This is a genomic window from Streptomyces sp. NPDC059443 (assembly GCF_042750105.1).
In the GTDB taxonomy this organism is placed as follows: domain Bacteria; phylum Actinomycetota; class Actinomycetes; order Streptomycetales; family Streptomycetaceae; genus Streptomyces.
In genome coordinates this window covers 33,245-55,437 of sequence record NZ_JBHYVM010000031.1, presented here as the reverse complement: position 1 = coordinate 55,437, position 22,193 = coordinate 33,245, and the positions used below count along the sequence as shown (strand labels likewise).

Genomic DNA, 22,193 nt, shown 5'->3' with positions numbered 1-22,193 from the left:
TGCCAGGAGATCGCGGTACTTAGGAGATCGCGGTCCGCAGCTGCGCCACGTCGATCGGCTCCGTCTCGTCGTGGGCCGTCAGGTCGATGACCTGGCCCACGGCGCGCTGTTCGGCGGTGGCCGGCTTGAAGCCCTGTTCCTTGACGGGCGGCTCCACGCCGCCCTGCGCGGACTCCGCTTTGTGCGCCGCGAGGACCTCCGCGCCGACCACGTCGGCCAGGTCCTCGTTCTGGACGGACTCGATGACCGCGCGGGCCTGCGCCGCGGTCTTCGTGCCGAAGAAGTCGAAGCCGCCCTCGACGCGCGAGGCGGGACGGCGCTGCTGGGAGTACGGGGCCACCGCGGCCGCGAGGCGCCGCGCCGGGACGGCGGCGGCCGGACCGACGGGAGCGGGACCTGCGGGCGCGGGACCGGCGAGCGCGGGTCGGGCGTGCGCCTCCTGCGCCGGCGCGGGCGCGGCGGACACCGCGCGGGCCGAGGGGGCCGCGGGAACCGCAGGGGTCGCGGGCGCCTGCGTCTTGCGGGCCAGCGCCACCAGCGCGGCGTTGGCGCGGGCGAAGCCGACCGTGGTGGGCGCGCCGGCCGAGGTGCGCTCCTCGGAGACGGCCGGAAGCTCCTTGGGCGCCACGGGGGCCGGCGCGGCGGCGGCCTCGATGGCGAGCAGCCGGCGGCGCTCCAGGGCGCTCGCCCGCTCGGTCTCGGCGGTGGCGTAGCGCCGCAGCAGCGCCGCGTGCTCGCCGCGCAGGCCCGCGAGTTCGACCCGCTTGGCCCGCAGCTTGGCGTCGAGCTTGCCGCGCAGCACCCGAGCCTCTTCGAGGTCGGATTCGAGCTCGGCTATCCGCTCTTCGGTGCGCCACTCGTCCTTGACCCGCTCGCGCCCGAGCTCCGCGACCCGGCGTCCGGCCGCGCGGTCCCAGGACCGCATGACGACGGCCCCGGCGACCCCGGCTGCCGCGGTGAGCGCGACGAGCAGCCGCAGCGCCATCGGTTCCGCGAGCAGCCAGGCCGCCGCGGCGCCGGCGGCGGACACACCGGCCACGGTCGTCGGCGTGAGCAGCCGGTGAAGAGGTTCGGGATTTCGGTGGCGTCCACGGGGCATGGCCTGAAATTTACAGGGCGTGGACAGGGTGTTGGGTAGCCGCCCGGCAATCTGTTTCCGAGCAGTTACCCGTTACCCCACTCGACTTTCCACACCAAAGGCCCAACTCCTACTTCTTCACCAGTCCCTTGGACTCCAGGTAGGCCTTCGCGACATCCGCCGGCTTGGCGCGCTCGGCGTCGACCTTCCGGTTCAACTCGACCAGATCGGCGGTCGTCAGGGCCTTGGTGATCTTGTCGAGGGCGGCCGCGATCTCCGGGGCTCCGGCATCCTTGGCATTGACGACCGGGAGGACGTTGTCGGCGTTCTGGAGCTTCTTGTCGTCCTCCAGCAGGACCAGGCCGAAGCTGTCGAGCGTGGCGTCCGTGGTGGTGGTGAGGACCAGTTGGTCCGCGCCGTCCTTGACCGCCTGCTTGGCCTGGGGGGTTCCGACGCCCTTCGGGTCAATACCGGAAACTTCGATTCCGTATGTCTTCTGCAAGCCGGGCGCGCAGAAGGGCCGTACGGAGCATTCGTCGCCCGCCGCGATCTTCACCTTGAGACCGGACCTACCGAGGTCGGAAAGGGTCTTGAGATTGTTCTTCTGGGCGAATTCCTTGCTCACCGCGAAGGCGTTCTGGTCGACTGCCGAGCCTGCCGGCAGCGCCTTCAGGCCCAGCGGGGCCGCCAGCTTGTCCAGGGCCGCCACGGTGGCCGCCACGTCGCTCGACGCGACCGGCTTGTCGGTGGGCGCCTTCGCGCCGTTCACCTTGGCGTTGAGGAACTCGGCGAGGGTGGCCGCGTACTCCGGGACCACGTCGATCTCGCCCTTCTCCAGCGAGGGCTCGTACAGCTCGCGGTTGTTGACCGTGGTGATCGAGGTCGAGTAACCGGCGTCCTTGAGGACCTGCGCGTACAGCTCGGCCAGGACGTTGGACTCGGTGAAACCGGCCGCGCCGATCACCAGCTTGCCGCCCTTGCCGCCCTCGGCCGAGGCCGGCGCGGAGGAGGAGCCGCCGTCCTTGGACTTCTCCAGGCTGTCGCCACCGCACGCGGTGAGCGAGGCGGTCAGGGCGACGGCCCCCAGGGCCGCGCCGAGGACGCGCGTGGACTTGCTCATCTGTCTGCTCCTTCGGGGAAAACGGGGAAGTCGAGTCCGGGAAGTCGAGTCCGGGAAGCCGGCGGGCGGCCGCCGGACGGGCAGGGGGCGCGGGGTCAGCGGGCGGCAGCGCCCGGGAGCAGCCGGTCGGCCGCGACGAGCGCGCCCTCCACCAGCAGGGCCAGTGCCGCGACCAGCAGGGCGCCCGCGACCACCTGCGGGGTGTTGTACGTGTTGAAGCCGGCGGTGATGATCCGGCCGAGGCCGCCCTGGCCGACCATCGCGGCGATGGTGGCCGTGGCGATGACCTGGACGGCGCCCGAGCGCAGACCCGTCATCACCAGAGCGCGCGCGAGCGGCAGTTCCACCCGCCAGAAGAGCTGGCCGCCGGACATGCCCATGCCCCGCGCGGCCTCCACCACCGAGCGGTCGACCTCGCGCATGCCCACGTAGGCGTTGGTCAGCAGCGGCGGGATCGCGAAGAGGACCAGCGCGGCGATGGTGGGCACGTACCCGGCGTTGCGCAGCGGGGAGACCATGAACAGCGCCAGCACGGCGAAGACCGGGACGGCCCGGCCGATGTTGGAGACGTTGACGGCGAGGCCGCCGCCCTTGCCCAGGTGGCCGAGCCACAGCCCGGTCGGGAGGGCCACCGCGCAGGCCAGGGCCAGGGCGATGCCGCTGACGTACACGTGCTCGCCCAGGCGGTGCCAGACCCCGCTCTCCCCGGACCAGTGGGCGCCGTCCGCCAGCCAGTCCCAGGCCTGTCCCAGCACTCCCATCAGCCCTCCCCGTTCGCGCGCGCCGCCCGCGTCCAGGGCGTGAGCAGCCGCTGGACGCCGAGCAGAGCCAGGTCGGCGGCCAGCGCGAGCAGCACGCACAGCACCGAGGCGGTGAGCACCTGGGCCTTGAAGGAGCTGTTCACGGCGGGTGCGATGAGATTGCCGAGGCCGCCCTTGCCCACGATGGAGCCGACGGTGGTCAGCGCGACCGTGGAGACGGTGGCGATCCGGACGCCGGCCAGCAGGGCGGGCAGCGCCAGCGGCAGTTCGACCTGCCACAGCAGCCGGCCCGGCCCGTATCCCATCCCGCGCGCGGCTTCCCGTACCTCCTCGGGGACGGCTTCCAGGCCGGCCAGCACGTTGCGGACCAGGATGGTCAGCGAGTACAGGACCAGGCCGGTCACCACGAGGGCCGCCGAGAGGCCGAACACCGGCAGCAGCAGGGAGAACATGGCGAGCGAGGGGATCGTGTAGAGCAGGGTGGTGATGCCGAGCACGGGGGCCGCCCAGCGGCGGCCGCGGCGGGCCAGCAGGGCGAGCGGGACGGACACGGCCAGGCCGATCAGAACCGACACGCCCGTGATCCAGACGTGTTCGAGGGTGGCGTCGGTGAGCTCCTGGGACCGGGACGTGACGTACTCCCAGCAGATCCAGTCGTTCGCCACCAGGCAGCTCTGCCCGGCCATCCGTTCCTCACCCCCCGTCACCGAACGTACGTACAGCGACCATAACCCCCGCCACCGTCAATGGCCGGAAACCTTCGCACGCGGGCAACACACCCTTTACAAACCGGCTGTGCGGGTAGGGAAGGATGTCGATGTGATCCGATTCGAGCAAGTGACCAAGCGGTACCCCGACGGGACGACGGCCGTCGCGGACCTGTCCTTCGAGGTCGCGGAGGGGGAACTGGTCACCCTGGTGGGCCCGTCCGGCTGCGGCAAGACGACCACGATGAAAATGGTCAACCGGCTCATCGAGCCGACTTCCGGCCGGATCCTGCTGAACGGCGAGGACATCGCGGCCGCCGATCCCGTCGAACTGCGCCGCCGCATCGGGTACGTCATCCAGCAGGTCGGGCTGTTCCCGCACAAGACGGTGCTGGAGAACACGGCCACCGTGCCGCAGCTGATCGGCACCCCCAAGGCCAAGGCCCGCGCGCGGGCCGCCGAACTCCTCGAACTGGTGGGGCTGGATCCGGCCGTCTACGGGGGCCGCTACCCGGAGCAGCTGTCCGGCGGGCAGCGCCAGCGCGTCGGCGTGGCCCGCGCGCTCGCCGCGGATCCGCCGGTGCTGCTGATGGACGAGCCGTTCGGCGCGGTGGACCCGGTGGTGCGCGAACGGCTCCAGAACGAGTTCCTGGCCCTCCAGAAGACGGTGCGCAAGACGATCCTGCTGGTCACGCACGATCTGGAGGAGGCCATCCGGCTCGGGGACCGCATCGCGGTCTACGGAGCGGGCACCATCGAGCAGCTCGCCCGCCCGGCCCAGGTGCTGGCCGCTCCGGCCACGGAGTACGTGGCCGGCTTCGTCGGCGCCGACCGGGGGCTCAAGCGGCTCTCCGTCACCCTGGTGGCGGCGGCGGACCTCGCGGCGGCGGACGCAAAAGCCCCCACCGCCGCGGTGGCGCTGGGGGCGACGCTGCGCGAGGCGCTCGCGCTGCTGCTCCAGGAGGACTCGGGCCGGATCGGGGTCACGGATCCGGACTCCGGCGCGCTGGTCGGCGTACTCACCCCGGAGGGGGTCCACCGGGCGCTGCGCCGGGCCCAGCTCCAGGAGGCGTGAGCGCCTCCCGCTCCTCAGGCCTGGATGCGGTCGCTCATCCACACCAGCATCGGCGGGATCTCGCGGCGCCACGTGTTGAAGTTGTGGCCGCCGCTGTCGAGGATGATCGACGAGACCCGGTCCGGGGCCTTGACCAGCTTGACGAACTTCCGGGTGTCCGCGAGGTTCGGCTCGCCCTTCTCGCTGCTGGTGACCAGGAAGGACGTGCCGGTCGGCTTCTTCGCCTTGATCGACTCCAGGACGTTCGCGCGCGCCTTCAGCTTCGCGTCCCCGTGGAACAGGTCGCCGGTCGTCGCGTCGTCCGCGGCCTCGTAGTACGCGGACAGACCCGCGGCGGCGCCGAAGGTCTCCGGGTAGTGGGCGGCGATCTTCAGGGCGCAGTAGCCGCCGGTGGAGTTGCCGATGAAGCCCATGTTCTGCGGCTTCTTGCCGACCCGGAAGGTGTCCGTGATGGCCTGCGGCAGGTCCTTGGCGAAGAAGGTCTCCGTCTGCGGGCCGTCGGGGATGTCCACGCACTCGGTGTCGCGCGGGGGCGCCACCGTCGGGCGGAGCATGACCAGGATCATCGGCTTCATCTTGCCCGCTTTGGACTCCTTGAAGGCCGTCATCGGGTAGTTCAGCCCTTTGATCAGGTTTTCGGCCGTTCCCGGGTAGCCCGTGAGGACGATGGAGGCCGGGAAGTTCTGGTCCTTGTGCTGCGGCTGGAAGTACTCCGGCGGCAGCCACACGTACCCGGGACTCGTTATCTTCGACTTCTGGCCCGTTATGGCGACCTTGAGGATCTGTCCGGCGACCTGCGGCTTGGCGCCGCCGGGGACGTCCAGCTTCTGCTTGTCGACGACCTTGATGTCGGCGCTGCTCATGCCGCGGTCGACCACCTTGCCGATCGACGTCTCCTGGCCGAAGAGGTCGGCCCAGGACCCGTAGAAGAGGAAGGACTTGTTGGCCGCGAGACCCACCGCCGAGAACAGCGCCAGCTGCGTCGCCAGGAGGAGGCCGATACGGCCGAGGACCGAGCGCCAGGAGCGGCCCGAGAGCTTCGGCCAGAACCACACCGTGGCCGCGAAGAGCAGCACACCGGCGATGATGGCCAGCGCCAGGACCGTATTACTGGTGAGACCCATGAGCAGTCAGTCGACTTTCTATGGCAGGACTAGTTTTTTCTCGACGGATGAGTGAACCCGCTCCCCCTCGATGTCGTCCTAGGGGACGCACCACACACCGGAGGCTGTCGCGGCCTTCGGCCACATGATCTCTCGCGGAGCAACGGGAAGCGATGTCTAGCAGGATAGATGGCGATAAGTCGGGACAGGTTCCGGAGCGGGTCCGCCGAATCTTCCGGGGCCCACGACCGGAGTCCGTCCCGGGTCTGGTGGGTACGGCCGTCATGGTCGTCGGCCTGCTCGACATCGCCGCGGGGGTCTTCCCCCGCTTCAGGCACAGCCGCATCCATGCCGTGACCGAGGTGCTTCCGGGTTCCCTCGGCCCCTTCGCCGCGGCCCTGGCCATCAGCGCGGGCGTACTCATCCTGCTGCTGGCCCACGGGCTCAAGCGCCGCAAGCGGCGGGCCTGGCGGGCCTCCGTCGTGCTGCTGCCCGCCGGGGCCGTGGCGCAGTTCGCGTACCGCCACTCCATCATCGGCGTGGTCATCGCGGCGGTGCTGCTGGGACTCCTGCTGCGCCACCAGAGTGAATTCAAGGCGCTCCCGGACCCGCGCAGCCGCTGGAAGGCGCTCGCGAACTTCGTGCTGATGAGTGCGGGGTCCATCGGCCTCGGCCTGGTCATCGTCAACTCGCACCCCGGCAAGGTCGTCGGCAATCCGGGTGTTTATGAGCAGATCAGCCACGTCGTCTACGGGCTCTTCGGCTTCGAGGGCCCCGTCGACTACGCAGGCCGGGTGTCCTGGACCGTCGGCTACTCGCTCGGCGCCCTCGGCATGCTGACCGCCGTCACCACCATCTACCTGGCCTTCCGCCCCGAGCACCCGGCCGCCCGGCTGACCGCCGACGACGAGACCAAGCTGCGCGAGCTGCTCGCCAAGCACGGCGGCCGCGACTCCCTGGGCCACTTCGCGCTCCGCCGCGACAAGGCCGTCGTCTTCTCCCCCAGCGGCAAGGCCGCCGTCACCTACCGCGTCGTCTCCGGCGTGATGCTCGCCTCCGGCGACCCGGTCGGCGACGTCGAGGCCTGGCCCGGCGCCATCGAGCGGTTCATGGAGGAGGCCAAGGCCCACTCCTGGACCCCCGCCGTCGTCGGCTGCAGCGAGACCGGCGGCGAGGTCTGGACCCGCGAGACCGGCCTGGACGCCCTGGAGCTCGGCGACGAGGCGATCGTCGACGTCAAAGACTTCTCCCTCGCCGGCCGGCCCATGCGCAACGTCCGCCAGATGGTGAAGCGCATCGAGCGCAACGGCTACACCACCAAGGTCCGCCGGGTCAGCGAGCTCACCGAGGAGGAGCTGGAGCAGGTCCGCGGCGCGGCCGAGGCCTGGCGCGGCACCGACACCGAGCGCGGCTTCTCCATGGCCCTGGGCCGGGTCGGCGAGGAGGGCGACGGCGACTGCTTCATCGCCACCGCGCACCGCGTGGAGGAGGGCGACACCAGCCCGTACCGCGACCTCAAGGCCGTCCTGCACTTCGTCCCGTGGGGCAAGGACGGCATGTCGCTGGAGCTGATGCGCCGCGACCGCGCCGCCGACCCCGGCATGAACGAGCTGCTGATCGTCGCCTCCCTGGAGGCCGCCCCGGCGCTCGGCATCGAGAAGGTCTCGCTGAACTTCGCGATGTTCCGCGCGGCGCTCGCCCGCGGCGAGAAGATCGGCGCCGGCCCGGTGCTGCGGATGTGGCGCGGCCTGCTGGTCTTCCTGTCGCGCTGGTTCCAGATCGAGTCGCTGTACAAGTTCAACGAGAAGTTCCGCCCCCGCTGGGAGCCGCGCTTCATGGTCTACCGCAACAGCCGCGACCTGCCCCGCATCGGCTTCGCCGTGATGCAGGCCGAGGGCTTCGTGACGCTGGCCCTGCCCCGCCTGTTCGCCAGCCGCCGTCGGCCCAAGCCGGTCCACACCTGCGCGCACCACTCCACGCACGACCACGCGCACTCGGTGCCCGCCCAGGCCGACCGCAAGGTCCGGGCCGCCTGAGCCCCCGTACGCGAGCCCCCGTACGCCGTCCAGGGCCCCCGCAGCCGCCCGGCTGCGGGGGCCCCGCCGTATCCGGGGCAACCCATACCCTGGACCCATGAACACGAAGCACGCGGGCGCCGGCCGGGGCCGGGTCACAGGGCTCCCGGAATGGGACCGCTGCGGGGTCATGGGCGTCGTCAACGTCACCCCCGACTCCTTCTCCGACGGCGGCCGCTGGTTCGACACCACCGCGGCCGTCAAGCGCGGCCTCGACCTCGTCGCCCAGGGCGCCGACCTCGTGGACGTCGGCGGCGAGTCCACCCGCCCCGGCGCCTCCCGCGTCGACGAGGAGGAGGAGCTGCGCCGGGTGGTCCCCGTCGTGCGGGGCCTCGCCTCCGAGGGCGTGGCCGTCTCCGTGGACACCATGCGCGCCTCCGTCGCCGCGCAGGCCGTCGCCGCCGGCGCGGTGCTGGTCAACGACGTCAGCGGCGGGCTGGCCGACCCGGGCATGATCCCGGCCGTGGCCGCCGCGGAGGTGCCGTTCGTCGTCATGCACTGGCGCGGCTTCAGCGACGGCATGAACAGCCTCGCCGTCTACGAGGACGTCCTCGCCGAGGTCACCGCCGAGCTGCGCTCCCGCATCGACGCCGTGGTGTCCGGCGGGATCTCCCCCGGGCGGATCCTCGTCGACCCCGGTCTGGGCTTCGCCAAGAACGCCGAGCACGACCTGGCCCTCGTGGCCCACCTCTCCGAGCTGCGCGCACTGGGCTTCCCGCTGCTCGTGGCCGCCTCGCGGAAGCGTTTCCTCGGCCGGGTGCTGGCCGGCGCCGACGACGCCTCCCCGCCGCCCGCCCGCGAACGCGACGCCGCCACCGCGGCCGTCACCGCGATCGCCGCCCACCAGGGCGCCTGGGCCGTACGGGTCCACGAGGTACGGGCGAGCGCCGACGCGGTTCGGGTGGCCCGCGCCGTGGAAGGGGCACTGGGTACCACCCGTAGCACCGAGGAAGGGGCAAGGTGAGCCGTACCGACATCGAAGCCGTCGAAGAGGTCAACACGGCCTTCTACGAGGCCATGGAGCGGGGGGACTTCGACGCACTGTCGGCGCTCTGGCTCGAAGACGAGATCTCCTGCGTGCATCCGGGCTGGCCGGTGCTCTCGGGACGCGGCGAGGTGCTGCGCTCGTACGCGCTGATCATGTCCCACACCGAGTACATCCAGTTCTTCCTCACCGACACCAAGGTCGCCGTCATCGGCGACACCGCACTGGTGACGTGCACGGAGAACATCCTCAGCGGCGGGCCCGCCGAGGACAGCGGGGAACTGGGTCCGCTCGTCGGGCAGCTCGTCGTCGCCACGAATGTGTTCCGACGCACATCGGAGGGCTGGCGGCTGTGGTCACACCACGGTTCTCCCGTGCTCACGGACTCCGATGAGGACGAAGAGGAGGAGCCCTCCTGACCCCTCCGTCGGGGTCCGGAGTATTTCGCAGGTAAATTCGAAGATGGACGACGCCGACCGCACTCGGCGTAGGCCCATGGATCCGGGGAGTCCCGGACCGGAAGAACCTACGAAAAGCAGGAGTGATTCGCGTGGATCGTGTCGCGCTGCGCGGCCTCAAGGCTCGCGGGCACCACGGCGTCTTCCCCCGGGAGCGCGAGGAAGGCCAGACCTTCATCGTCGACCTGGTGCTGCACCTCGACACCCGACCGGCGGCGGCCGGCGACGACCTGGCGAAGACCGTGCACTACGGGGTCGTCGCCGAAGAGGTCGTCCACGTGGTCCAGGGAGAGCCGGTCGATCTGATCGAGACCCTCGCCGAGCGGATCGCCCAGCAGTGCCTCAAGCACGAGGCCGTCGCACAGGTGGAGGTCGTCGTCCACAAACCGGACGCGCCGATCACCGTGCCCTTCGACGACGTGACCATCACGATCACCCGGAGCCGCGCATGAACAACGGAATGAACGCCCAGAGCGACCCCACCGTCCAGCCGGTACCCGCCTCCGTCGTCGAAGCCGTCGACGCCGCGGACACCACCCTGTCCAACCCCAAGTGGGCCGTCGTCGCGCTCGGCGCGAACCTCGGCAACCGGCTGGAGACCCTCCAGGGCGCCATCGACGCCCTCGGCGACACCCCGGGCCTGCGGGTCAAGGCCGTCTCCCCGGTCTACGAGACCGCACCCTGGGGCGTGGACCCGGGCTCGCAGCCCTCGTACTTCAACGCCGTCATCTCGGTGAAGACCACCCTGCCGCCCAGCTCCCTGCTGGAGCGCGCCCACGCCATCGAAGAGGCCTTCGACCGCGTCCGCGAGGAGCGCTGGGGTCCCCGCACGATCGACGTCGACATCATCGCGTACGCCGACGTGGTCTCCGCCGACCCCGTCCTCACCCTCCCGCACCCGCGCGCCCACCAGCGCGCCTTCGTGCTGGCCCCCTGGCACGACATCGACCCCGAGGCGCAGATCCCGGGCCACGGGCCGGTCGCCGCGCTGCTGGCCTCCGTGGGCCTGACGGGCGTCACGCGCCGCCAGGACCTGGAACTGCGGCTCCCGGAGTAACCGGCCCCCGCCGGTCCGAACACTTAAGATCACCAGGTACAGACGGCGAGCGGGAGCGGGGAGAGGCGCACGTGAAGCAACTGAGGCCGGCGGTCCTGGCGGGCATCTTCGCGGTCGCCGGGGTCCTGTCGTGGGCCGGCGCGCGACTGTGGAACTCCTACGGCTCCCTGCCGGGCGTCCCGCTCGCCGCACCGATCGTGCTCGGGGCCATCGCGGTGGTCCTGCTGGCCACGGCCCTCTCCCTGCGCGCCCGTCTGAAGGCCCAGCGCGAGCGCGTGCCGGGCGCCAAGGGCGTGGAGCCGCTGATGGCGGCCCGCGCGCTGGTCTTCGGCCAGTCCAGCGCCCTGGTCGCGGCCCTGGTCGCGGGCGCCTACGGCGGCGTCGGAGTCTTCCTCCTGACCACCGCCCTGGACGTCCCGGCCCGCCGCGACCAGACCTGGTACGCCGGCTTCTCGGTCCTGACGGGCGCGGCCGTCATCGCCGCGGCCCTCTTCCTGGAACACGTCCTGAAACTCCCGGACGACGAAGACACGGGCCCCGAGTCCGCAGCCCGCGCCTGACCGGTCACCCGGGGGCACGCACCAGGTGCCCGTTCACCAGGAATCCGGGGTGGGGGTCGAGGCCGTAGGTGTAGAGCGTGAAGGGCTTCGCCCCGGTGGCGGTGTGGTGCCGGACCTCGGCTACCGTCGCCGACAGCCGCTCCACGAGGTACGTGGCATGCTCCTCCGCCACGAAAGTGCCGCGCTGCTGCCAGCGGTCGGTGACGACCAGCTGCGATACCTTCCCGCTCAGCGGGGTGAAGCGGGCGCCAATGATCGTGGCCAACTCCGCCAAGAACGGAACATTGGCGCTGGTGATCATCCGCGCGTCCCAGCGTTTGATGCGGCAGCCGTCGCCGTCCGCATATCCGTCCAGGAAACCTTCGAACGTGGCAAGGTCCCTGAGCACGACGCGTGGAAAGCCCTGCCGCATGTGGTGTGCGTCGCCCCCCACGTACTGCCGTAGGACGTCCGCAAGGTACGAGGAGACCACGCGCACCCGGAATCCGGGAACGTCGCGCTGGAGGAAGCCGGACGGCTCCAGGCCAGGACGCCGCCTGCGGCGTCTCCGGCCGGAATCCACCCGTCGCCCGTACTCAGCAACTGGTCCGGCGCCACGGTGAACGTCTTCCCGTCCGTGACCACGTCCACGACCTCGCGAGCCTTCACAGCCGTCACCCGCCGGACGGACGTGTGTACTGTCCTGTCCCCGTCCAGCGTCCAGAGCCGGTCGCCCACACTCACGGTTCTCGCCTGAGCCGCCCCACCCACGCCGTTCACCATTTGCTTGCTCGGCAGCCCGCCCATCCCGCCCCCTGACCAAGTGAAATCACCTGGTCAAGGACATTATCGGGCGGGTCTGACAATCCGGCTAGCGCGCGATGATCAGGCTCATCGCCTCGCTGCGGGTCGCGGGGTCACGGAGCTGGCCGCGGACGGCCGAGGTGATGGTCTTCGCGCCGGGCTTGCGGACACCGCGCATGGTCATGCACATGTGCTCGCACTCGATGACCACGATGACCCCGCGCGGCTCCAGGATCTCCATCAGGGAGTCGGCGATCTGGGTGGTCAGCCGTTCCTGGACCTGGGGGCGACGGGCGAACACGTCCACCAGGCGGGCAAGCTTCGACAGGCCAGTGATCTTGCCGTCAACGGACGGAATGTACCCAACATGGGCAACTCCGACAAATGGCACCAGGTGATGTTCACAGGAACTCATGACTTCGATGTCCTTCACCAGGACCATCTCGTCGTGGCCGAGGTCGAACGTCGTGGTCAGCACCTCTTCGGGCTTCTGCCACAGACCCCCGAATATCTCCCGGTACGCCCGCGCCACCCGCGCCGGCGTCTCAAGGAGTCCCTCGCGGTCCGGGTCCTCGCCGACCGCTATCAGGAGCTCGCGGACGGCCGCCTCGGCGCGCTTCTCGTCGAACTCGCCGATCGTGCCCTCGCCACCGGTCAGGGTCACTGGGTCGGTCATCTCTTCCTCGTTCCTGTGTGCCTACACGCGGGCACGTGAAAGTGCCGCGCCCCCCAGGCTAGAACCTGGGGGGCGCGGCATCCATTCCGGGAGGGTCGTCCGCAAACTACTCGGAACGGTCTTCCGGGGAGGGCTCCGGGGCCTTCTCCACCGACACGGCGGTCGAGGACGCCGCCGACGTGCCGTTCGCCGAGTTCGTCAGCTGGAGCTCCTTGGGAGAGAGCACCGGCGGACGGGTCGACGGGGTGCGGTGCGAGGAGCCGGTCCACGCCGGGCGGGCCGGGCGCTTCACGATCGTCGAGAAGACCTCGGCGATCTGCTCCTTGTTGAGCGTCTCCTTCTCAAGGAGGGCGAGGACCAGGTTGTCGAGCACGTCGCGGTTCTCGACCAGGATTTCCCAGGCCTCGTTGTGCGCGGTCTCGATGAGCTTCTTGACCTCTTCGTCGACCAGCGCCGCGACCTCCTCCGAGTAGTCCCTCGGGTGCGACATCTCGCGTCCCAGGAACGGCTCGGTGTTGTCCCCGCCGAACTTGATCGCGCCGAGGCGCTCGGTCATGCCGTACTGGGTGACCATCGCGCGGGCCGTTGCCGTGGCCTTCTCGATGTCGTTCGCGGCGCCCGTGGTCGGGTCGTGGAAGACCAGTTCCTCGGCCGCACGCCCACCCAGCATGTACGCCAGCTGGTCGAGCATCTCGTTGCGCGTGGTCGAGTACTTGTCCTCGTCGGGCAGGACCATGGTGTAGCCCAGGGCCCGGCCGCGGGACAGGATCGTGATCTTGTGGACCGGGTCGGAGTTCGGGGAAGCCGCCGCGACCAGGGCGTGGCCGCCCTCGTGGTACGCGGTGATCTTCTTTTCCCGGTCCGACATGATCCGGGTCCGCTTCTGCGGACCCGCCACGACGCGGTCGATCGCCTCGTCCAGCATGTGGTTGTCGATCAGCTTCATGTCCGAGCGGGCGGTCAGCAGGGCCGCCTCGTTCAGGACGTTCGCCAGATCGGCACCGGTGAAGCCGGGGGTGCGGCGGGCGACGGCCGAGAGGTCGACGTCCGGGGCGACCGGCTTGCCCTTCTGGTGGACCTTGAGGATCTCCAGACGGCCCTGCATGTCCGGACGGTCGACCGCGATCTGGCGGTCGAAGCGGCCGGGGCGCAGGAGGGCCGGGTCGAGGATGTCCGGACGGTTCGTGGCGGCGATCAGGATGACGCCGCCCTTCACGTCGAAGCCGTCCATCTCGACCAGCAGCTGGTTGAGGGTCTGCTCGCGCTCGTCGTGACCGCCGCCGAGGCCCGCACCGCGGTGCCGGCCGACGGCGTCGATCTCGTCGACGAAGACGATCGCCGGCGCGTTGGCCTTGGCCTGCTCGAACAGGTCGCGGACGCGCGAGGCACCGACACCGACGAACATCTCGACGAAGTCGGAACCGGAGATCGAGTAGAAGGGGACACCGGCCTCGCCCGCGACGGCACGCGCGAGCAGGGTCTTTCCGGTGCCGGGCGGGCCGTACAGCAGCACACCCTTGGGGATCTTGGCGCCGACGGCCTGGAACTTCGCCGGCTCCTGGAGGAACTCCTTGATCTCGTGGAGTTCCTCGACGGCCTCGTCCGAGCCCGCGACGTCCGCGAAGGTCGTCTTCGGGGTGTCCTTGGTGATGAGCTTGGCCTTGGACTTCCCGAACTGCATGACCCGGGAGCCGCCGCCCTGCATCTGGTTCATCAGGAACAGGAAGACGACCACGATGAGCACGAACGGCAGCAGCGAGAGCAGCACGCTCAGGAACGGGCTGGTCTTGTCCGGAGTGACGGAGTATCCGTCAGGGATCTGACCGGCTTCGTACTTGGTCTGGAGGTTCTGGGCGAGCTGTACGCCCTGGTCCCCGATGTAGTTGGCCTGGAACTTGGTGCCGTCGTTGTCGCCGAGCTTCTGGTCCTTCTTCAGCTCGATCTTGACCATCTGGCTGTCGCCGGTGGTGAGCTTGGCGCTCTGCACCTGGCCACTGTTGATCGCCTTGATGACCTCGCTGGTCTCCACCGACTTGTAGCCGCCGCCGGAGCCGACGACGTTCATCAACACGACCACGGCGAGGACGGCCAGCACGATCCACATGACCGGCCCACGGAAGTATCGCTTCACGTCCATCCATACGGGGCGCTAGGCACCCCGTCCCTCCTGCCCGTAGGTAAATGCTGCTGTGAGTAAAGACTGTTCTTCGGAATGTACCCCTGTATTGTCACCCGCGGCCTCGTGGGACGGCTGACAGACCCGCCTTTCCATGCTCCAACGGCGGGAATCGTTCCAGGGTTCCCCGGCGCGGAGAGTTCCTCCGCCGGGATCCGGCCGGAACCCCGGCCGGGTACGGGCGTTCAGCCGCCGTAGACGTGCGGGGCGAGCGTGCCCACGAACGGCAGGTTGCGGTACTTCTCCGCGTAGTCGAGGCCGTAGCCGACGACGAACTCGTTCGGGATGTCGAAGCCGACCCACTTCACGTCGATCGCGACCTTCGCTGCCTCGGGCTTGCGAAGCAGCGTGACGACCTCCAGGGAGGCCGGCTGGCGGGAGCCCAGGTTCGACAGCAGCCAGGACAGCGTCAGACCGGAGTCGATGATGTCCTCGACGATCAGGACGTGCTTGTCCTTGATGTCGGTGTCCAGGTCCTTGAGGATCCGGACCACGCCCGAGGACTGGGTCCCGGCGCCGTACGAGGACACCGCCATCCAGTCCATGGTGAGCGGGGTGGACAAGGCGCGCGCCAGGTCCGCCATCACCATCACCGCGCCCTTGAGGACGCCGACGATGAGCAGGTCCTTGCCCGCGTACTCCGCGTCGATCTTCGCGGCCAGCTCGGCCAGCTTCGCGTCGATCTCTTCTTTGGTGATGAGCACCGACTGGAGGTCGTTGCCCATGTCCTTCTCGTCCACCCGCATCACTTTCGTTTGCGGCCGGGGCTCCGGGGGTGACCCCGGAGGACTCAGCCGTGTTTCAGCACCAATCAGCCCTGCCGGATGACCAGTCTGCCACCCTGCCGCTGGGCCTCGACCCGGCCGGGCAGGTTGATGGCACCTTGACCGCGCCAACCGGTGATGAGCCGGTCGACTTCCTCGATGTGGCGGGCGAAGAGGGAGCCGGCCGGAGACCCGGCCGCGACGACGGCCCGGCGCAGTACCCGGCGGCGTACCGCCGGGGGCAGCGCGTACAGCTTGGCGCACTCCAGGCGGCCGTCCTCGTCCCGTACGCGGCCCTCCGCCTCGGCGGCCCAGGCGTCCAGGGCGTCGGCGTCGTCGCGGGAGAGCTGGGCGGTGCGGGCGAGCGCCTCCACGACTCCCTTGCCGAGCGCCTTCTCCAGGGCGGGCAGTCCCTCGTGGCGCAGCCGGGAGCGGGTGTAGGCGGGGTCGGCGTTGTGCGGGTCGTCCCAGACGGCGAGGGACTGGACCATGCAGGCCTTGCGGGCGGTCTGCCGGTCGACTTGCAGGAAGGGGCGGCGGTAGCGGTGGCGGCGGCCGGAGGCGCCCGGACCTCCCGACACCTCGGGCATGCCGGAGAGCGAGCGGATGCCGGAGCCGCGGGCGAGGCCCAGCAGGACGGTTTCGGCTTGGTCGTCGCGGGTGTGGCCGAGCAGCACGGCGGCGGCGCCGAGGCGGTCGGCGGCCTCGTCCAGGGCCGCGTAGCGGGCGTCTCGGGCGGCGGCCTCGGGTCCGCCTTCGCGGCCCACGCGCACGGCGACGGCCTCGACCGGGTCGAGGCACAGGGCGGTCATGCGGGTGACCACCTCGGCGGCGCGCAGGTCGGAGCCGGCCTGGAGCCCGTGGTCGACGGTGATGCCGCCGGCCCGGATGCCGAGCTTGGGGGCCTCGAAGGCGAGGGCGGAGGCGAGCGCCATGGAGTCGGCGCCGCCGGAGCAGGCGACGAGGACCAGCGGCGCACTGTCGGGGAGGCCGTCGCGGAAGGCGCCCCCCTCAAGGCCGCGGAGGCCGCGGGGGCCCCGTTCGCCGCGGTCGCCGCCGACTCGGGGAGCGGGGGCGGAGGCGGGACGGTCGGTGAGGTCGGTGAGGACGTCGTGGAGTACGCGGCGGACCGCCAGGCGTATCGCCGCGACCGCAGGATGGGGACCCATGTCCGGTGCCCTTCGGTGAAGTTGGGGGAGGGTGGTGCACTGGGCTGCTGCCCGGCCGGCCCGGTCCATGAGCAGAACGGGGGTTGTCACTCAGAGTGCGATGATGGTGACAGAACCGAGCCGTTCCCTGAGCATCGCACGCCCTTCCACGCCCCACGGTCCCTCGGACGGGTGACGCTGTTTCCCCCAGAGGGACATCTTCACGCCTCTCGCGTCACGCTTGTTCGCTCCGCTCGCTCGGTTCGCTCCCCTTCCGGTGCACCCTGGCCACCCAGTCCGCGGGCTTGGCGATCTCCGCCTTGGTGGGGAGGGTGTTCGGCGAGGTCCAGACCCGGTTGAAGCCCTCCATGCCGACCTGGCCGACGACCCCGCGCACGAACCGCTCGCCGTCGCGGTACTGGCGCAGCTTCGCGTCGAGGCCGAGCAGTTTGCGCAGGGCGGCGTCGAGGCGGCCCGCGCCGCTGGCCCGGCGCTGCTGGAACTTCTCCCGGATTTCGGCGACCGAGGGCACCACCGCGGGCCCGACCCCGTCCATGACGAAGTCGGCGTGGCCCTCCAGCAGGGACATCACGGCCGTGAGCCGGGCCAGCACCTCGCGCTGTTCGGGGGTCTGGACGAGCTCGACCAGCGAGCGGCCCTCGTCGCCGCGCTCCGCTTCGGGGCGGGCCCCGGCGAAGGACTGGGCGGCTTCGCGCAGCCGCTCCAGCACGGTCGCGGGGTCGATCTCGGTGGCGCCGAGGAACGTCTGGATTTCGCCCTCGATGTGCTCGCGGAGCCACGGGACGGCGGTGAACTGGGTACGGTGCGTCTCCTCGTGCAGGCAGACCCAGAGCCGGAAGTCGTGCGGGTCCACCTCCAGCTCCCGCTCCACGTGCACGATGTTCGGCGCGACGAGCAGCAGCCGGCCGCCGCCCGCCGCGCCCGGCAGGTCGAGGGCCGGGGGCGCGAAGGTCTCGTACTGGCCGAGCACGCGGGAGGCCAGGAAGCTCAGCAGCATGCCCAGCTCCACACCGGTGACCTTGCCGCCGACGGCGCCGAGGACGGCGGAGCCGGGGGTGCCGGCGCGGCGGTCCTGCATCTTGCCGAGCAGCGGGGCCAGGAGCTCGCGGAAGCCGGCCACGTTGGCCTTGACCCAGCCGGCCCGGTCCACGACGAGGACGGGGGTGTCGGGCGGGGTCATGCCCTCCGGCATCATCCGGGTGAACTCGCGCACGTGCCGTTCGGAGGTCTTGGCGTGCCTGCGCAGTTCCGCGACGACGGCCCGGGCCTCGTCCCGGCTGACCTCCGGGCCGGGCCGCACCAGCCGGGTCGCGGTCGCCACCGCGAGGTTCCAGTCGACCATCTCCGCACCACCGATGCTCGTCATGCGTCAACCGTACGTGGACTCGCGCGCCGGCGGAGCCCCTAGGAGACGGACGCGGTCCGGCTACGAGGCGGTGGCCACCGCCGCCGCGAGCTTGTCGAGGCCCTTCTCGGCGGCGCCCGGGTCGGCGGCGTTCGCGGTCAGGAACGCGAAGGCCAGCAGTCGGCCGGAGGGGTCCACGACGGTCCCGGCGAGGGAGTTCACGCCGGTCAGGGTGCCCGTCTTGGCCCGGAGCAGGCCGGCCGCCGGGGAGGTTCCGGCGTTGCGGGTGCGCAGGGTCCCGGTGAATCCGGCGACGGGCAGTCCGGTGAGGACGGGCCGGAGCTGGGGCCGCTGCGGGTCGGCGGCTTTGGCGAGGAGGGCGGTGAGCAGGCCGGCGCTGACCTTGTCGGCGCGGTTGAGGCCGCTGCCGTCGGCGAAGCGGGTACCGGAGGTGTCGATGCCGAGCGAGGCGAGCTTGGCGCCGAGGGCGTTCTCCACGCCTTCGAAGCTCGCGGGCTGCCCGGAGGCGAGGGCGGTGTGGCGGGCCAGCGCCTCGGCGATGTCGTTGTCGCTGTTGGTCAGCATCCGCTCGACGAGCCCGGCGAGCGGGGTCGAGAGGGTGACGGCGAGCGGGGCCGCGCCCGCCGGGGCCTTGGCCTTGGCGGGTTCGCCGGTGACCTGGATCCCGCGCTCCTTGAGGAGGGCGGCGAAGGCGCGGGCGGTGTCCCCGGAGGGGTCGTCGGTGCGGCCGGCCGGTCCGGAGAAGGAGTCGTCGGTGCGGCCCTCATCGGCGGTCAGGGCCGTGACCGGGGCGATGTTGTCGTTGGCGCCGATCGGGTGGCGGGCCGGGCCGGTGTAGAGGGAGTCGTCGTAGCCGAGGACCACCGAGTCGGTGCCGGCGGCCTTGAGCGCCTGGGCGGTGTCGGCCGCCAGGGCGACGAGGCTGCCGCCGGAGCCGGCCGGGGCCTTCTTCCTGGCGGTGAGCGAGGGGTCCCCGCCGCCGACCAGGACGATCCGGCCGGGGCCCGCTCCGGAGGCCACGGTGGTGGGGATCCGGTGGTCGGGCCCGAGGGCGGCGAGCGCAGCCGAAGCCGTGGCGATCTTGATGGTGGAGGCGGGGGTCATCGCCTGGTCGGCCCCGGCTTCGTACAGCACCCGGCCGGTGGCGGTGTCGATCACCGAGGCGGCGCGGACGGTCCCGAGCGCGGGGTCGGCGAGCAGCGGTCGCAGCGCGGCGCCGAGCGGCCCGGAGTCCACCGCTCCGGTCTGACCGTCGGAGCCGGCTCCGGCGGAGCGGACCGCGGCGAGCACTCCGGGGGCGCTGGGGGCGGCCCGCGGCAGGTCGCGGGCCCCGTCCCCACCGTGATCTGCGCCACCCGTACGGCTCCAGGAGGCGGCCCTGTCCCGCTCGGCCTTACGCTGACCGGAGTCCCATGGACCGGCGGCGGCGACCGTCGCGGCCGACAGGGCGAGGCCGGTAACGGCCGACACCGCGATGAGCTGCCACGTCTTGGCCAATGGCACCTCGGACCAGCCCCTTTCGCGATCACACATATGCGTGAGGGACACTTAACCACTGCGTCTCGCCGCGAGCATGGCACCCCACCCGACAGGGCTGGGCCGGCCGCGCACGCGGTGGAACCAACGCAGTCTCGAAGCAATGAAGCTGATCATGGAGGAGCAGGACGTGGAGTTCGACGTCACCATCGAGATCCCCAAGGGTTCGCGGAACAAGTACGAGGTGGACCACGAGACCGGCCGGATCCGCCTGGACCGTCGCCTCTTCACCTCGACCAGCTACCCGGCCGACTACGGCTTCGTCGAGAACACCCTCGGCGAGGACGGCGACCCGCTGGACGCGCTGGTCATCCTTGACGAGCCGACCTTCCCGGGCTGCCTGATCAAGTGCCGCGCCATCGGCATGTTCAACATGACGGACGAGGCGGGCGGCGACGCCAAGCTTCTGTGCGTGCCGGCCTCCGACCCGCGCGTGGAGCACCTTCGCGACATCCACCACGTGTCCGAGTTCGACCGCCTGGAGATCCAGCACTTCTTCGAGGTCTACAAGGACCTGGAGCCGGGCAAGTCCGTCGAGGGCGCGAACTGGGTCGGCCGCACCGAGGCCGAGGCCGAGATCGAGGCCTCGTTCAAGCGTCTTGAGGCGCAGGGCGGCCACCACTAGGCTCCGCCGGGCAACGGGGCGGGCGGGAAGTCCCGTCGGCCCTCCCTGACACCGCGGGCGGTATCCCTTCGGGGGTGCCGCCCGCTGTCGTGTCCCGGTGCGGGTCCGCTGCACGGGGGCCAGCCCCCGGACCCCCGCGCCTCAAACGCCGGCGAGGCTGGATTTGGCTCGGCATCGCCGCGGATCAAAGCGTTCCGCATACTGATACCCGGGTGATCACGAACTGGAGGACGCGTGGCGGAGGCCGACGGGGCAGAGGACAGGAAGCCCCAGTCCGACGAGGCGCGCAGCGCCTTCACGCCTCCGCCCGGGATGGAGCCGGACATCCCGGAGGAGGACCAGCCCACCTCGGAATTCGCCCGTCCGGCGGCCGCGGAGCCGGTGCAGCCCGAGCCCGAAGGGGGCTCCGCCTTCGCCACCCCGCACACCTACAGCGCCTCGCAGTCCCCGCCGGCCTACACCGGCTCCGGGTTCCCCGTCACCCGGATGAACGAGTCCCTGTGGCAGGACCGGATGCGCACGATGCTGCGCATGCCGGTCGACGTCCGGCCGGTCCCGGAGGTCTCGCAGAAGCAGGCCGTGGAGACCGGGCCCGCCGTGGGCCGCGTGCTCGACCTGACCCTGCGCATCGGCGAGCTGCTGCTCGCGGGCGGTGAGGCGGCCGAGGACGTGGAGGCCGCGATGTTCGCGGTCTCCCGCAGCTACGGGCTGGACCGGTGCGAGCCGACCGTCACCTTCACCATGCTGTCGATCACCTATCAGCCCTCCCTGGTGGACGACCCGGTCTCGGCGAACCGCACCGTCCGGCGCCGCGGCACCGACTACAACCGGCTCTCGGCCGTCTTCCGCCTCGTCAACGACATCAGCGCGCACGAGGTCGACATCTCGCTGGAGGACGCGTACCGCCGTCTCGCCGAGATCCGCCGCAACCGGCACCCGTACCCCGGCTGGATGCTCACCGCCGCGGCCGGGCTGCTCGCGGGGGCGGCCTCCACGCTGGTCGGCGGCGGGGTCCTCGTGTTCTTCGCAGCCGCACTCGGCGCGATCCTCGGCGACCGGCTGGCCTGGTTCTGCGCGGGGCGCGGGCTGCCGGAGTTCTACCAGTTCGTGGTCGCGGCGATGCCGCCGGCGGCGATGGGCGTGGCCCTGAAGCTGACCGACCTCGACGTGCGCTCCTCCGCCGTGATCACCGGTGGGCTGTTCGCACTGCTGCCGGGGCGGGCCCTGGTCGCGGCCGTGCAGGACGGGCTGACCGGCTACTACATCACCGCCTCCGCCCGGCTGCTGGAGGTGATGTACCTCTTCATCGGCATCATCATGGGCGTGCTGGTGGTGCTCTACATGGGCCTCCAGTTCGGCTCCAATCCGCAGCCCGAGGACGTGCTCCAGATCGCCCAGCGGCCGGTGCTCCAGATCGCCGCCTCGATGGTTCTGGTGTTCACGTTCGCGATCCTGCTTCAGCAGGAACGTTCCACCGTGTGGTTCGTGACGCTGAACGGCGGGATCGCCTGGGTGGTCTACGGGGCCCTGCACTACGCCGGCAAGATCCCCGCGGTGCCGTCCACCGCGATCGCGGCCGGGCTGGTGGGCCTCTTCGGACAGCTCCTGTCCCGCCACCGCCTCTCCTCGGCGCTGCCCTTCGTCACGGCGGCCATCGGCCCGCTGCTGCCCGGCTCGGCGACGTACTACGGGCTGCTGCTGATCGCCGAGAACCGGCTGAACGAAGGGCTGGCCTCGCTGACGAACGCCGTGGCCATCGCCCTCGCCATCGCGATCGGCGTCAACCTCGGCTCGGAAATGTCCCGCCTGTTCATGCGGATCCCGGGCGCGGCCAGCGCCGCCAAACGCGGCGCGGCGAAGCGCACCCGCGGCTTCTAGCGGCCGCACGCGGCCCCGTACACGCGGACGCCCCGTGGACCGGTTCGGGTCCACGGGGCGTCCGGCGTACGGAGCCGCGTGCGCGCCTAGCGCTTCGCGTGGCGGCCGCCGCGCGGGGTCGGGGGCGGCGGGCCCCCCCCCGCGCCCGCGCCGGGGGAGGGGAGCGACCCGGGGACCGCCCACCCCCGCGACGACCTGAGGCCCAAGAGGAAAAAAAAAAAAATGGAAAAAAAACAAAAAA

The 22,193-nt window shown here is 71.0% G+C and carries 21 protein-coding genes; 9 read left to right on the top strand and 12 right to left on the bottom strand.

Annotated elements, in window-relative coordinates:
- Positions 1-19 precede the first annotated feature (19 nt).
- From ACFXDJ_RS26665 to ACFXDJ_RS26650, 4 genes are all read right to left on the bottom strand, one after another.
- Positions 20-1,099, bottom strand: a complete 1,080-nt coding sequence (locus ACFXDJ_RS26665) for a hypothetical protein (protein WP_384655045.1) — start codon at positions 1,097-1,099, stop codon at positions 20-22.
- A gap of 109 nt (positions 1,100-1,208) precedes the next feature.
- On the bottom strand, positions 1,209-2,198 hold the full coding sequence (locus ACFXDJ_RS26660) for a glycine betaine ABC transporter substrate-binding protein (protein ID WP_384655042.1): 990 nt from the start codon (positions 2,196-2,198) through the stop codon (positions 1,209-1,211).
- A gap of 95 nt (positions 2,199-2,293) precedes the next feature.
- A complete protein-coding gene (locus ACFXDJ_RS26655; RefSeq protein WP_384655039.1) occupies positions 2,294-2,959 on the bottom strand; it encodes an ABC transporter permease in 666 nt (221 codons plus the stop codon).
- Positions 2,959-3,645 (bottom strand): ABC transporter permease, encoded by a 687-nt coding sequence (locus ACFXDJ_RS26650; protein WP_384655036.1) that lies wholly within the window; start codon positions 3,643-3,645, stop codon positions 2,959-2,961. The genes ACFXDJ_RS26655 and ACFXDJ_RS26650 overlap by 1 nt, the downstream gene beginning before the upstream one ends.
- A 133-nt stretch (positions 3,646-3,778) precedes the next feature.
- Between ACFXDJ_RS26650 and ACFXDJ_RS26645 the strand changes: the two genes are divergently transcribed.
- The gene (locus ACFXDJ_RS26645; protein WP_384655033.1) at positions 3,779-4,741 is read left to right on the top strand and encodes an ABC transporter ATP-binding protein; all 963 of its coding nucleotides are present in this window, start codon (positions 3,779-3,781) and stop codon (positions 4,739-4,741) included.
- Positions 4,742-4,755: 14 nt separating this feature from the next.
- On the opposite strand, the gene ACFXDJ_RS26640 is transcribed toward ACFXDJ_RS26645, so the two are convergent.
- Entirely contained in the window at positions 4,756-5,865 is a 1,110-nt protein-coding gene (locus ACFXDJ_RS26640) for an alpha/beta hydrolase (protein WP_384655030.1), read from the bottom strand.
- Positions 5,866-6,017: 152 nt separating this feature from the next.
- On the opposite strand from ACFXDJ_RS26640, the gene ACFXDJ_RS26635 reads away from it, so the two are divergent.
- The 6 genes from ACFXDJ_RS26635 (at position 6,018) to ACFXDJ_RS26610 (ending at position 10,979) form a co-directional block, all read left to right on the top strand.
- Complete coding sequence (locus tag ACFXDJ_RS26635; protein WP_384655027.1) at positions 6,018-7,880, top strand: phosphatidylglycerol lysyltransferase domain-containing protein; 1,863 nt, start codon at positions 6,018-6,020, stop codon at positions 7,878-7,880.
- 97 nt (positions 7,881-7,977) lie between these two features.
- Complete coding sequence (gene folP / locus ACFXDJ_RS26630) at positions 7,978-8,883, top strand: dihydropteroate synthase (RefSeq protein ID WP_384655024.1); 906 nt, start codon at positions 7,978-7,980, stop codon at positions 8,881-8,883.
- A complete protein-coding gene (locus tag ACFXDJ_RS26625) occupies positions 8,880-9,323 on the top strand; it encodes a nuclear transport factor 2 family protein (protein ID WP_384655021.1) in 444 nt (147 codons plus the stop codon). The genes folP and ACFXDJ_RS26625 overlap by 4 nt, the downstream gene beginning before the upstream one ends.
- A gap of 131 nt (positions 9,324-9,454) precedes the next feature.
- Positions 9,455-9,814, top strand: a complete 360-nt coding sequence (gene folB, locus ACFXDJ_RS26620) for a dihydroneopterin aldolase (protein ID WP_330297854.1) — start codon at positions 9,455-9,457, stop codon at positions 9,812-9,814.
- Positions 9,811-10,419, top strand: coding sequence for a 2-amino-4-hydroxy-6-hydroxymethyldihydropteridine diphosphokinase (gene folK / locus ACFXDJ_RS26615; RefSeq protein WP_384655019.1), 609 nt, complete (start codon positions 9,811-9,813; stop codon positions 10,417-10,419). Before folB ends, folK begins: the two co-directional genes overlap by 4 nt.
- Before the next feature lie 71 nt (positions 10,420-10,490).
- Positions 10,491-10,979 carry a DUF3180 domain-containing protein gene (locus tag ACFXDJ_RS26610; protein ID WP_384655016.1) on the top strand — a complete coding sequence of 163 codons (489 nt, stop codon included), beginning with the start codon at positions 10,491-10,493 and terminating at the stop codon, positions 10,977-10,979.
- Between the two features lie 4 nt (positions 10,980-10,983).
- On the opposite strand, the gene ACFXDJ_RS26605 is transcribed toward ACFXDJ_RS26610, so the two are convergent.
- From ACFXDJ_RS26605 to dacB, 7 genes are all read right to left on the bottom strand, one after another.
- Positions 10,984-11,367, bottom strand: a complete 384-nt coding sequence (locus ACFXDJ_RS26605; RefSeq protein ID WP_384655013.1) for a hypothetical protein — start codon at positions 11,365-11,367, stop codon at positions 10,984-10,986.
- Positions 11,368-11,829: 462 nt separating this feature from the next.
- On the bottom strand, positions 11,830-12,438 hold the full coding sequence (folE, locus tag ACFXDJ_RS26600; RefSeq protein ID WP_384655010.1) for a GTP cyclohydrolase I FolE: 609 nt from the start codon (positions 12,436-12,438) through the stop codon (positions 11,830-11,832).
- A gap of 106 nt (positions 12,439-12,544) precedes the next feature.
- The gene (gene ftsH, locus ACFXDJ_RS26595; RefSeq protein ID WP_384850499.1) at positions 12,545-14,575 is read right to left on the bottom strand and encodes an ATP-dependent zinc metalloprotease FtsH; all 2,031 of its coding nucleotides are present in this window, start codon (positions 14,573-14,575) and stop codon (positions 12,545-12,547) included.
- A gap of 224 nt (positions 14,576-14,799) precedes the next feature.
- Complete coding sequence (gene hpt, locus ACFXDJ_RS26590) at positions 14,800-15,360, bottom strand: hypoxanthine phosphoribosyltransferase (protein ID WP_030010907.1); 561 nt, start codon at positions 15,358-15,360, stop codon at positions 14,800-14,802.
- Between the two features lie 65 nt (positions 15,361-15,425).
- Positions 15,426-16,547: a tRNA lysidine(34) synthetase TilS gene (tilS, locus tag ACFXDJ_RS26585; protein WP_384662289.1), complete on the bottom strand. Its 1,122-nt coding sequence runs from the start codon at positions 16,545-16,547 to the stop codon at positions 15,426-15,428.
- 214 nt (positions 16,548-16,761) lie between these two features.
- The gene (locus tag ACFXDJ_RS26580) at positions 16,762-17,913 is read right to left on the bottom strand and encodes a zinc-dependent metalloprotease (protein WP_384662287.1); all 1,152 of its coding nucleotides are present in this window, start codon (positions 17,911-17,913) and stop codon (positions 16,762-16,764) included.
- 60 nt (positions 17,914-17,973) lie between these two features.
- Positions 17,974-19,446: a D-alanyl-D-alanine carboxypeptidase/D-alanyl-D-alanine-endopeptidase gene (dacB, locus tag ACFXDJ_RS26575; RefSeq protein WP_384662284.1), complete on the bottom strand. Its 1,473-nt coding sequence runs from the start codon at positions 19,444-19,446 to the stop codon at positions 17,974-17,976.
- A 133-nt stretch (positions 19,447-19,579) separates the two neighbouring features.
- On the opposite strand from dacB, the gene ACFXDJ_RS26570 reads away from it, so the two are divergent.
- Both ACFXDJ_RS26570 and ACFXDJ_RS26565 read left to right on the top strand, forming a co-directional pair.
- Positions 19,580-20,074, top strand: coding sequence for an inorganic diphosphatase (locus ACFXDJ_RS26570; protein WP_030756147.1), 495 nt, complete (start codon positions 19,580-19,582; stop codon positions 20,072-20,074).
- Between the two features lie 234 nt (positions 20,075-20,308).
- Positions 20,309-21,952, top strand: a complete 1,644-nt coding sequence (locus ACFXDJ_RS26565) for a threonine/serine exporter ThrE family protein (RefSeq protein WP_384662281.1) — start codon at positions 20,309-20,311, stop codon at positions 21,950-21,952.
- Positions 21,953-22,193: the final 241 nt, after the last annotated feature.

Bases quoted from the DNA above. Each gene is read 5' to 3' on its own strand.
- ACFXDJ_RS26655 (WP_384655039.1), bottom strand. From the start codon at position 2,959: ATGGGAGTGCTGGGACAGGCCTGGGACTGGCTGGCGGACGGCGCCCAC.
- ACFXDJ_RS26665 (WP_384655045.1), bottom strand. From the start codon at position 1,099: ATGCCCCGTGGACGCCACCGAAATCCCGAACCTCTTCACCGGCTGCTC.
- hpt (WP_030010907.1), bottom strand. From the start codon at position 15,360: ATGCGGGTGGACGAGAAGGACATGGGCAACGACCTCCAGTCGGTGCTC.
- ACFXDJ_RS26635 (WP_384655027.1), top strand. From the start codon at position 6,018: ATGTCTAGCAGGATAGATGGCGATAAGTCGGGACAGGTTCCGGAGCGG.
- tilS (WP_384662289.1), bottom strand. From the start codon at position 16,547: ATGGGTCCCCATCCTGCGGTCGCGGCGATACGCCTGGCGGTCCGCCGC.
- ACFXDJ_RS26660 (WP_384655042.1), bottom strand. From the start codon at position 2,198: ATGAGCAAGTCCACGCGCGTCCTCGGCGCGGCCCTGGGGGCCGTCGCC.
- folP (WP_384655024.1), top strand. From the start codon at position 7,978: ATGAACACGAAGCACGCGGGCGCCGGCCGGGGCCGGGTCACAGGGCTC.
- ACFXDJ_RS26650 (WP_384655036.1), bottom strand. From the start codon at position 3,645: ATGGCCGGGCAGAGCTGCCTGGTGGCGAACGACTGGATCTGCTGGGAG.
- dacB (WP_384662284.1), bottom strand. From the start codon at position 19,446: ATGTGTGATCGCGAAAGGGGCTGGTCCGAGGTGCCATTGGCCAAGACG.
- folE (WP_384655010.1), bottom strand. From the start codon at position 12,438: ATGACCGACCCAGTGACCCTGACCGGTGGCGAGGGCACGATCGGCGAG.
- folK (WP_384655019.1), top strand. From the start codon at position 9,811: ATGAACAACGGAATGAACGCCCAGAGCGACCCCACCGTCCAGCCGGTA.
- ftsH (WP_384850499.1), bottom strand. From the start codon at position 14,575: ATGGACGTGAAGCGATACTTCCGTGGGCCGGTCATGTGGATCGTGCTG.
- ACFXDJ_RS26640 (WP_384655030.1), bottom strand. From the start codon at position 5,865: ATGGGTCTCACCAGTAATACGGTCCTGGCGCTGGCCATCATCGCCGGT.
- ACFXDJ_RS26580 (WP_384662287.1), bottom strand. From the start codon at position 17,913: ATGACGAGCATCGGTGGTGCGGAGATGGTCGACTGGAACCTCGCGGTG.